The following is a 2,584-nucleotide window of genomic DNA, read 5'->3' as shown; positions in this document are numbered from 1 at the left end:
TCCCCCCCCGCGCCCCTCCCAACCCCCGTCGGGTTTAACCTGCTCCCCGGGTGGCGGCCCGCGGGCGGGGGCGCGGGGGCCACCCCCCCCCCGGGGGGCGCCGCGCTGCCCCCGCTGGTGATCGACGACGAGGAGGCGGTCGCCCTGGCCGTGGGCCTCCAGGCCGCGGCGGAGAGCCCGGTGGAGGGCATCGCCGAGGCCTCGGTACGGGTGCTGGCCAAGGTGGTGCAGGTGATGCCCGCCCGGCTGCGGCGCCGGGTCGAGGCGCTGCGCGCGGTGACCGTACCCGTCGGCGGGGGCGCCCCGGCCGGGTCGGGCGTCGACCCGGACCGGCTCACCGTGGTCGCGCTGGCCTGCCGGGACACCGAGCGGCTGCGCTTCTCCTACACCGCCGCCGACGGTCGGCACGCCGAACGGCAGGTCGAACCGCACCGGCTGGTCTGCCTGCACCGCCGCTGGTACCTGGTCGCCTACGACCTCGACCGGCAGGACTGGCGCACCTTCCGGCTCGACCGGCTGAGCGCGCCGCAGGGCGGCGGCGTCCGGTTCGGGCCCCGTTCGCTGCCCGCCGCCGACGCCGCCGAGTTCGTCCGGGCCGGTCTCAACGGCGTGCCGCGCCCGTACCGGGTGACGGCGCTGGTGGACGCCCCGGCCGCGACCGTCCGCGCACAGGTCGGCCGGTGGGGCACCGTCGAGGAGGTCGACGCCGGGCGCTGCCACCTGGAGATGACCGCCGACTCCCTGGACTGGCCGGCCATGGCGCTCGGCTCGCTGGGCGCGGACTTCCGCGTCCTCGGCCCGCCCGAACTGCTCGACCTCGTCGGGGAGTGGGGCGCGCGGTTCTCCCGGGCCGCGCGGGGCGGCGCGGAGGAGTAGGGCGCCGGAGCCGGGCACCGCAGCAGGACGTCGGAGCAGGACACCGGAGCAGGACGTCGGGCGGGCCGACTTCTCGTGCGGGTGGTGCTGCGGGTGCGGCGGGTCGGTCCCACAGCGGGCAGGGCTACGGGCAGGCCTGCGGGCCGTGCACCGCGAGAGTCCTCACGGCGGGATCGCCTCGACGGCCGCGCGCAGCCGCCCCAGCACGCCCGCCAACGCGTCCAGCGGCGGCGTGGCCAGCGCCAGCCGGACGGCCCGGGGGTGGTGCGGGCCGGTGGCGAAGGCGTCCGCCGTGGACACCAGGATCCCCTCGCCCGCGAGGACGGCCGCGACCCGGTCGGGCCGCTGGTGCTCCGCCAGGCCGAGCCACACCAGGTACGAGGCCGGGTGCGCCGTGACGTCCAGGCCGCCCAGGGCGGTGGCGGCGATGCGCTGGCGGGCGGCGGCGTCCGCGCGGCGGTGCCGCTCCAGGCGGGCGACCGTGCCGTCCGCGAGCCAGCCGGTGGCCAGCGCCGTCACCAGCCCGGGCGCACCCCAGGCCGCGGCGCGCAGGCTGCTGGTCGCGGCCCGCAGCAGGCGCCCGGGCAGCACGGCGAAGCCGAACCGCAGGCCCGGGGCCACGTTCTTGGACAACCCGGCGACGTAGCAGGTGTGTTCGGGCGCCAGCGCGTGCAGCGGCGCGGGCGGCGAGGTCTCCAGGAAGGCGTACGTGCCGTCCTCGATCAGCGTGCAGCCGCGGGCGGTGGCGATCGCGGCCAGCCGGTCGCGCTGCGCCCGGTCGAGCACCCAGCCGAGCGGGTTGTGGACGGTGGGCATGGTGTACACCGCGCGGACCGGCCGGGCGCGGCACAGCCGCTCCAGCGCGTCGAGGTCCGGTCCCGTCGCGGTGACCGGGACGGGCGCCAGGTCGAGGCCGTGGGCGGCGGCGAGCAGCTTCACCCCCGGGTAGCTGAGCGCGTCGACGGCGAGGACGTCGCCGGGCCGGGTGAGCGTGCGCAGCACGCAGTCGAGCGCCTGCTGCGCCCCGCTGGTCAGCAGCACGTTCTCCGGGGCGGTGTCGACGCCGCGCCCCAGCAGGTACCGGGCCACCACCGCCCGGTCGTGCCGGTGGCCGCCTGGCGGGTGCTGGCGCAGCAGCGCCTCGGCGTCGCCGGAGGAGGCGAGTGTGCGCAGGGCCTGCCGGAGCAGGTCCCCCTGCCCGGGGGCCAGCGGCTGGTTGAACGACAGGTCCGCGACCCGGGGCACCGGGAGCGCGCGCGAGGGCTCGATCCCGTCGTAGCCGGAGCGCGTCCGGACGAAGGTCCCCCGGCCCTGTTCCCCCACCACCAGCCCGGCGGCGGCGAGTTCGGTGTAGACGCGGGTGGCGGTGGCCAGGGCGATCCGCCGCTCGCGGGCGAGCCTCCGATGGGTCGGCAGCCGGGTGCCGGCCGGGAGCGTGCCGGAGCGGATGGCCGCCGCGTACTCGTCGACGATGGCCTTGTAGGAGGGCGGTCGCATGCGGCACCTGCCGTCGTGAGGCGATGAGGGTCCAGGGTGTATCCAGGACAATAACTGGATTGTCCTGGAGGGTTGTTCCTAGCCTCGGTGCCGTCCGCAACCGGGGGGGCGCCGGGGGGGCGCCCGCCACCGCGCGGGCGGCCGCCGCGTTGCGGTCGCGCGCGCCCAGGCGCGACCGTCCACCCCGCATGACCGTCCGCTGCGAGCGGGG

At 78.1% G+C, this 2,584-nt stretch carries 2 protein-coding genes; one reads left to right on the top strand and one right to left on the bottom strand.

The window, feature by feature from the left end:
• The coding region (locus ACFV6I_RS20435) for a helix-turn-helix transcriptional regulator (RefSeq protein ID WP_380426776.1) at nt 1–876 on the top strand (876 nt) is incomplete at its 5' end.
• Nucleotides 877–1,038: 162 nt separating this feature from the next.
• Here the strand turns inward: ACFV6I_RS20435 and ACFV6I_RS20430 are convergent.
• Nucleotides 1,039–2,373, bottom strand: a complete 1,335-nt coding sequence (locus tag ACFV6I_RS20430) for a PLP-dependent aminotransferase family protein (protein WP_380426774.1) — start codon at nt 2,371–2,373, stop codon at nt 1,039–1,041.
• Between the last annotated feature and the right edge of the window lie 211 nt (nt 2,374–2,584).

This window comes from Kitasatospora sp. NPDC059803, from assembly GCF_042732255.1.
GTDB lineage: Bacteria > Actinomycetota > Actinomycetes > Streptomycetales > Streptomycetaceae > Kitasatospora.
Note: the sequence above shows the minus strand (reverse complement) of the source record. Positions and strands in the feature narration are given on the sequence as shown.

What these genes read in the sequence shown, in the direction of transcription:
- ACFV6I_RS20430 (WP_380426774.1), bottom strand. Translation starts at nt 2,373, where the DNA reads ATGCGACCGCCCTCCTACAAGGCCATCGTCGACGAGTACGCGGCGGCC.